Here is a 7,805-nt window from a genome sequence, read left to right as displayed (position 1 = left end):
AACGCTTGCCCCCTACGTATTACCGCGGCTGCTGGCACGTAGTTAGCCGGGGCTTTCTTCTCAGGTACCGTCACTCTTGGAGCAGTTACTCTCCAAGCCGTTCTTCCCTGGCAACAGAGCTTTACGACCCGAAGGCCTTCATCACTCACGCGGCGTTGCTCCGTCAGACTTGCGTCCATTGCGGAAGATTCCCTACTGCTGCCTCCCGTAGGAGTCTGGGCCGTGTCTCAGTCCCAGTGTGGCCGATCACCCTCTCAGGTCGGCTACGCATCGTCGCCTTGGTGAGCCGTTACCTCACCAACTAGCTAATGCGCCGTAGGTCCATCTGTAAGTGGCAGATTGCTCCGCCTTTCTCGAATCCCCCATGCGGGAGTCTCGCCTATCCGGTATTAGCTCACGTTTCCGTGGGTTATCCCAGTCTTACAGGCAGGTTACCTACGTATTACTCACCCGTCCGCCGCTAACCTTCAGGAGTGCAAGCACTCCATCAAGTTCGCTCGACTTGCATGTATTAGGCACGCCGCCAGCGTTCGTCCTGAGCCAGGATCAAACTCTCCATAAAAGTGTTTGACTTGCTCATTTGTATTGCTGACGAGAATGTTAATTCTCATTTATTGTGCTTCGTCATTTGTTCAGTTTTCAAGGAACTTTGTTGCTACTGTGATTCGACATATCGTGTCGAACAGTTATTTACTTTACCAGAACCAGTCTGGCTTGTCAACTCTTTTTTTGAAAACTTATTTCGAAGTTATTCAGCTCGAATCAACAAAAATAACTATACCATACAGGATGCATAAAAAGCAATGTTATAGTTTTTCCCATCTTCCCATATAGATATTATCTTCATAACGCGCGAATAAGACCTGCTGTTCTATAAGTGTGCGATGTCGAAATTTATTCACCGCGTCCATGCGATATTGCGTAAGGCAGGATTCGACATTGCCGCAAAATTAATATGATTAAAGCTGATCTAGGCCACATCTTCCGAACATCAATGACAGCAAACGCACTCTGTCACTCAGACGCTTGGTCATTTTCATAAAGAAAGTTCCAATGAGAGATCAAGTGAGCCGTTGCATCATATGCTGCTTGGACATTATCGTTGTCTACACTCACAGCCTCGAAGACGTTAAGGAGGAAAGGCAAGGCTTGATTATATATGTAGGAAAATGCAGAGAAACAAAGAAACCCTGCAGTCAGATGTACCGATCTAGGATCGGAGTCAGATTGCAGGGCTTCGTATTATTAAAACATGCTCATTGCTACGCCAATAAAGTAAGGGATGAGCCATATTCCCCAGACAACTAAACTGAATCGATGGAAGCTTTGTTTCGATTGCTCACTGCCTTTCCAATAAACAAACGCCGCCCATACTGCATGCAGCAACATAAGAACGAGCGCTGCTCCACCGGTTATAGCGTGCACGATGTTATTGGTCCCTTGAGCCGCAAGAGCGCTCATTAAAGACGTACCTACTGTATCACATATCAAACCTAGGCCAAAGAAGCTCAGATGCACTCCGTTAATTGTACCTTTGCGTTTCTCTCCCCATACTCCAATGGTGTAAAACACTAATGCTAAGTTGATAAAAATAACCGCTGTTGCTAGCATCGATAACCACTCCTCTGATGTAGTATTCTATAATGTTCGCTGCTTGATGAGGAATATTTCGCATTCCTTTGTGGAATGTTTGTTATTTATTTCACCAGCATCTTTATTGTAGAACGCTTGTATGAACGGAATATGAACGGCTGATTACATTGGGGAAATAAGATGGGCGTGACAGGATAGTTATAAATGGTGGGTATGGGATAGGATGGATCGAACAGGCATAAGCTGGGCTCGGGTTTACTAGAGCAGCTGAACTTTATCGATACTACGGAGTTGGATTGTGTAATCCCCTCTGAACTATGTTTGGGTATTCTCCCCTTCGCTCAGAAGACTGGGGAGGCTCAAGATGGAGTGCAGCCCGTAAAGGGGTATGGATGACGAGGATGAAGCAAGGGCTGGTTGATCTGGAGAATGCCAGAGGACAACCCCTGACTCGATGGGATAATGGTCAGATGCTATTAGCGCAGCACTCTAGCCGCCGCAACTTGCGCAGGCAGCAAAAAAACCTCTGTGAACACATAGCAGCGCCGCATTTGCGGCATGCTGCTCGATTCAACAGAGGTTTTTTATTAGTTACCTAGCGCCTCATTCAGCAGGCGGATCAGCTCGTTCTCGTCGGTGATGACAGGGATGCCCAGCTGCTCGGCCTTAGCGAGCTTGCTGCCCGCCTTCTCGCCAGCAACGACGAGGTCGGTTTTTTTCGAGACGCTGCCGGTCACTTTGGCACCAGCGGCCTCGAGCATGGCGGTGGCGTCATCGCGAGTAAGCTGATGCAGGGTGCCGGTCAGGACGACGACCTTGCCGAAGAAGAAGGAGTCCGTGTTCACCGGTACCTGCGCAGCCTCGATGTGCGGTGAGACACCTAGAGCAAGCATCCGTGAGATGCTGTCCTGGATGAGCGGATCCTGGAAGAAGGAAACGATAGACTCTGCTACGATTCCGCCGATATCCGGGAGTCCGATCAGCTCTTCAGCAGACGCGTTCATAATAGCGTCCAGGCTGCGGTAGTGTTCGGCAAGCGAGCGTGTTGTCGTCTTGCCGGTATTTGGGATGCCGAGCGCGAATAAGAACGCCGCGAGATCGCGCGTCTTGCTCTTCTCCAGCGCTTCGAGCAGATTGCTCGCCTTCTTCTCGCCGAAGCGGTTCAGCGTCACGAGCTGCTCGAAGGTGAGCGCGAACAGATCCGCTGGATCGCGAACCTCCAGCTCATCATACAGCTGCTCCGCCGTCATGACGCTGAACGTCTCGATATCCATCGCATCGCGCGAGGCGAAATGCGCGAGACGCGCCACGATCTGCGGCTTACAGCCGAGCTTATTGTTGCAGAACAGGTGCGCGCCGCGCATTTCGAGCTCAGAGCCGCAGGATGGGCAAGCCGTCGGATAGACGATCTCTTCGCCATCCGGTTCCTCCGGCACTTTGCCGAGGATCTCTGGGATGACATCATTGGAACGGCGAATGAATACTTGTGAGCCCAGCGCAAACTTGAGGTTCTTGCGCTCGATGTCGCCGATGTTGTTCAGGGTGCAATTCTGAACGGTAACACCTGCTAATTCCACGGCTTCCACGCGAGCAACAGGCGTAATCTTGCCCGTACGCCCTACTTCCCAGCTGACGGATTCGAGCACGGTCGTCGTTTCCTCCGCCTCGAACTTGAAGGCAACTGCCCAGCGAGGGAATTTGTCGGTATAGCCCAATACCTCGCGCGTGCGCATGTCCGTCACCTTAATGACGGCTCCATCGATCAAGAAGTCCAGCGAATTGCGCTTCTCCACTACATGCTGCAGCTCTGCTATGACTTCATCTATCGTCTTGTGGTAGGTGACGTATGGATTCACTTTGAAATGATTATCACGCAAAAACTGCATCATGTCCTCGTGATTGTTGAAATCCAATTGATCGGCATATCCAACATTATAGAAAAAGGCGTTCAGCTTTCTCGTGGCAGTTACCTTCGGATTCAGGTTCCGCAGGGCGCCTGCCGCGGCGTTGCGGGCATTTTTGAGCGGCTCCGAGGCAGTCTCATTGTATTTTTCCAGGACAGATAGGTTCATGATGCCTTCGCCCTGCACTTCGATCGTTCCCTCTGCAAATGGAATCGTCAGCGGCACGGAGCGGATCGTCTTCACCTGCGGCAATATGCCCTCGCCAATAACCCCATTCCCCCGAGTCGATGCCTGCACGAGCACTCCGTTGGTGTAAGTCAGGTTCAGCGTCAAGCCGTCAAACTTAAGCTCCACGACAAATGCCGGCTCAGGCAGCGGCTGCCCCCCCGGATTCTTGGCGTTGTAGTCATTCACGAGCTTTACGACGCGCTGGTGCCAGGCTTGAAGGTCTTCGACATTTTGCGCTTTATCCAAGCTCCATAAGCGGGCCAGGTGGCGGTGCGGTTCAAAGCCGTTCAGCAGTTCGCCGCCTACGCGTTGAGTCGGGGAATCATGCAGCAGGATTCCTGTCGTCTGCTCCAGCGCAACGAGCTCGTCGTAGAGTACGTCATACTCCTTGTCGCTTAGAAGCGGATTATCGAGTGTGTAGTAATAATGATTGTAGCGGTTCAGTTCCTTCACAAGCTCCAGCATGCGAGCCGGAGCTTGTGCGGATGGAGTCGGTTGATCTGCCATACGGCGGTCGGCCCCTTTCAAATGGATATCAATGGCTTGCAAAGTGTTGCGATGACGAGGATGTCGAGAATGTCGGTGATGTTAATGATGTTAATAATGTCAAATGCAACGTAGGTAACATCTGTGACGTATTCGACATCCGCGTCGAGGGTGACGAAGGCAATGTTATACCTTCGTCACCGGCGCGAATGCAGCGAGCAGTCGCTTCAGCCCGACCGGTGCCGGGAAAGCGATCTGCAGCTCCGTGTCCGTGCCTGTGCCTTTCACGGACACGATGACGCCGACGCCCCATTTGGCATGGGACACTTTGTCCCCTGCCTTGAAGGAGGCGTCTGCGGCGCCGGCCTGGCGCGCCTGGTCGAGCGGCGAGCTCACGCTGACGCGAGCCGCTCCGCCAGCAGGCTGGCCTGGGCGCGCGGCGGCTGTGCCGCCAGGGCCGCGGCCGCCGGGCATCGGGCCGCCGGGCTGAATCGAGCCCGGCGCTACGCCGCCCGCGCCGGCGTTGCCGAGGCCGCGTCCGCCGTATGAGGCGGACGACGCTTGGCGGCCGTAGCGGTCGTAGCCGCCGCCACCGTAGCGCGCAGCCCCGCCAGCTCGGCTCGGCGAGACGTCTTCCTTCAGCTCGTCAGGAATCTCGCTGAGGAAGCGTGAAGGCGGGTTCGCGCTCGTCCGGCCGAACAAGGTTCGCGTCCGCGCGCACGAGAGGAACAATTGCTGCTCCGCGCGCGTAATGCCCACATACGCGAGGCGCCGCTCCTCTTCCAGTTCCTCGTTGTCTTGGAAAGTGCGGCTGTGCGGGAACACGCCTTCTTCCATCCCGATAATGAAGACAACGGGGAACTCCAAGCCTTTCGCGCTGTGCATCGTCATGAGCACGACGGCGTCCTGCTGCTCTTCATCGTTCTTGTCCATCGAATCGATGTCAGCGATCAGCGCCAGATCGGTCAGGAACGAGACGAGCGTCTTATCATCATTGCGCTTCTCGAATTCCTGCGTTACCGACAGGAACTCGTCGATATTCTCGAGGCGAGCCTTGGATTCAAGCGTCGCTTCACGCTGCAGTTCCAGTTTGTACTCGGACAGCTCCAGCAGCTTCTCCGTCAATTCGGTGACAGAGAGATACTCCTGCATCCGATTCAGATTGTCCATCATCGCATGGAATTCCCGCAGCGTCGATTTCGTCTTAGGCGAGATGTCGAGCAGATCCATATCGGCAATAACCTTCATAATAGATATACCGCGTTCTGTTCCCGCTTCCGCTAGCTTCGCGATCGTCGTCGCCCCAATACCTCGCTTCGGCACGTTGACGATGCGCTCCAAACTGATGTCATCGTCCGGGTTGGAGATCAGGCGCAAATACGCAAGTACATCCTTAATCTCTTTGCGATCATAGAACTTCACGCCGCCGACGATCTGATATGGGATCTCGGACTTGATCAGAATTTCCTCGATTACCCGCGACTGGGCATTGGTCCGATATAGAATGGCATGATTGCTGTACGATTTGCCGCTCATCTGATTCTTCTTAATTTCTGTCGTGACGAAATATCCTTCATCATGCTCGGTATCTGCTTGAAATACCTTAATTGGATTACCTTCACCGCTGTCCGTCCACAGTTTCTTAGGCTTACGTCCTGTGTTCAGCTTGATTACCTCATTGGCAGCGTTCAAGATATTCGCAGTCGAACGATAGTTCTGCTCCAGCAGAATCGTCGTCGCATCTGGATAATCCTCTTCGAAGTTGAGAATATTCGTAATATCCGCACCGCGCCAACGGTAGATGGACTGATCACTATCACCGACGACACAGATGTTCTTGTGCTGGTCCGCCAGCATGTTGCACAGCATATACTGCGCACGGTTCGTATCCTGGTACTCGTCGACGTGAATATATTTGAATTTCTTCTGATAGAAGTCCAATACTTCCGGCACTTGCTTGAACAGTTCGATCGTTGTCATGATCAGATCGTCAAAATCGAGCGCGTTATTCGTTCTGAGGCGCTTCTGGTAAGCCTTATAAACCTTAGCTACCAGCCCTTCAAAATGGTCTCCAACCTTCTGCTCATAGCGCTGCGGGGAAACCAGTTCATTCTTGGCTGTACTAATTGTTGCTTGAATTGCCTTGGGCTCGAATTTCTTCGTATCAATGTTCAGATCCTTCATGCATCCGCGGATAACAGACAACTGATCGCTCGAATCGAGGATCGTGAAGTTGGAAGAGAAACCGATTCGTTCGATGTCACGACGCAATATACGCACGCACATGGAGTGGAAGGTGGATACCCATATCTCCTCCCCTTCAGGACCAACCAGCTTCGACACCCGCTCACGCATCTCACGTGAGGCTTTATTCGTAAAGGTGATCGCCAGGATGCTCCATGGCGCCGCCTTGCGGTTGGCAATAATGTACGCAATGCGATGCGTCAGCACGCGCGTCTTGCCGGAGCCTGCTCCGGCCATAATGAGCAGCGGTCCATCTGTCGCTTCCACCGCACGTCTCTGCTCGGGGTTAAGCCGCTTAATCGCCTCTTGTATATCAGGACCCGTCCATGTACGCACCTCTTTTTTATCCGCAGATTCTAAAAATTCAAACATTGCCGCAGCTCCCTTCTCCTCTATTTTATCCATGATCAAAATGATTCATATCTTATATTCAGCTTCGTCATCTATATTAGTTCGCTTGAATGTCCTTAACCGCTTGGACGGTCTCTAATGCCGCCTGTAAATCGCTATACACGACATTGCCTATCACGATGGTATCCGCTACCTGCGCCGCTGCTCGCGCTTGCTCCACGGTACATATGCCGCCGCCATAAAGCAGCCGCCCTTGCTGTACTGCCTCCCGAATCTGACGCACTACCTGCATATCTCCAAATGTACCGCTGTATTCCGTATATATAATAGGAAGTCGCATCAGCTTGTCCGCAAGCTCCGCGTACGCGGCCGCTTCCTTCGCTGTCAGCTCGGTATGTGCCTCGCTTACCTTGGCAGCAGTCGCTTCAGGATTCAAGATGATGTACCCTTCCGGGATCAACAGTTCCCATGGAATCATGTATCCATATTGGGCAATCGCCCGCATGTGCTGACCGACCAACCACTCAGTGCTCGTCGAATTCAGTACCATCGGAATGAGATACGCGTCGAATCCCGGCACCACTGCATCCAGATCCGACACTTCTTGCACGACGGATAGTTCATACCGCCGAATCCTCGACATCAAGTCCACCGTATTGCCATATGTGACACCGCTCGACCCGCCCACCATAATCGCATCTGTCCCTGACATACATACTGCTTCTAATGCTTCATCTGATATTTCTTTATCCGGATCTAATTTAAATACGTGCTGCCATTCACGCAGACGTATATCATGAATTGCTCCTGTTTCCTGTGCGGAAGCCGTCACTTCAGTTCCTCCACTCTTGTTCTCAAGGTGTTTGCGTATCCTGTATCGTAGTATTCAGCATCAATCTTCGACCTGTTTATTTCCCAAAAAAGGCCTAACATATTAAGTCTAAGTCAGCGAATGTGGGGTGTCAATGTGAGTTGGTTGGAATGCGAAGCAGATGATTG

The 7,805-nt window shown here is 52.2% G+C and carries 4 protein-coding genes and 1 rRNA gene; all 5 read right to left on the bottom strand.

Annotated elements, in window-relative coordinates:
- Positions 1-562, bottom strand: a 16S ribosomal RNA gene (locus tag AC3WTP_RS02265); the annotation flags it as partial.
- Between the two features lie 683 nt (positions 563-1,245).
- Entirely contained in the window at positions 1,246-1,611 is a 366-nt protein-coding gene (locus tag AC3WTP_RS02260; protein WP_492392941.1) for an HsmA family protein, read from the bottom strand.
- A gap of 569 nt (positions 1,612-2,180) precedes the next feature.
- Positions 2,181-4,232 (bottom strand): NAD-dependent DNA ligase LigA, encoded by a 2,052-nt coding sequence (gene ligA, locus AC3WTP_RS02255; protein WP_492392940.1) that lies wholly within the window; start codon positions 4,230-4,232, stop codon positions 2,181-2,183.
- Positions 4,233-4,397: 165 nt separating this feature from the next.
- A complete protein-coding gene (pcrA, locus tag AC3WTP_RS02250; RefSeq protein WP_492392939.1) occupies positions 4,398-6,827 on the bottom strand; it encodes a DNA helicase PcrA in 2,430 nt (809 codons plus the stop codon).
- A 76-nt stretch (positions 6,828-6,903) separates the two neighbouring features.
- Entirely contained in the window at positions 6,904-7,638 is a 735-nt protein-coding gene (gene pcrB, locus AC3WTP_RS02245; protein WP_492392938.1) for a heptaprenylglyceryl phosphate synthase, read from the bottom strand.
- Between the last annotated feature and the right edge of the window lie 167 nt (positions 7,639-7,805).

The organism is Paenibacillus sp. EB106-04-04-XG159 (genome assembly GCF_058791835.1).
Note: the sequence above shows the minus strand (reverse complement) of the source record. Positions and strands in the feature narration are given on the sequence as shown.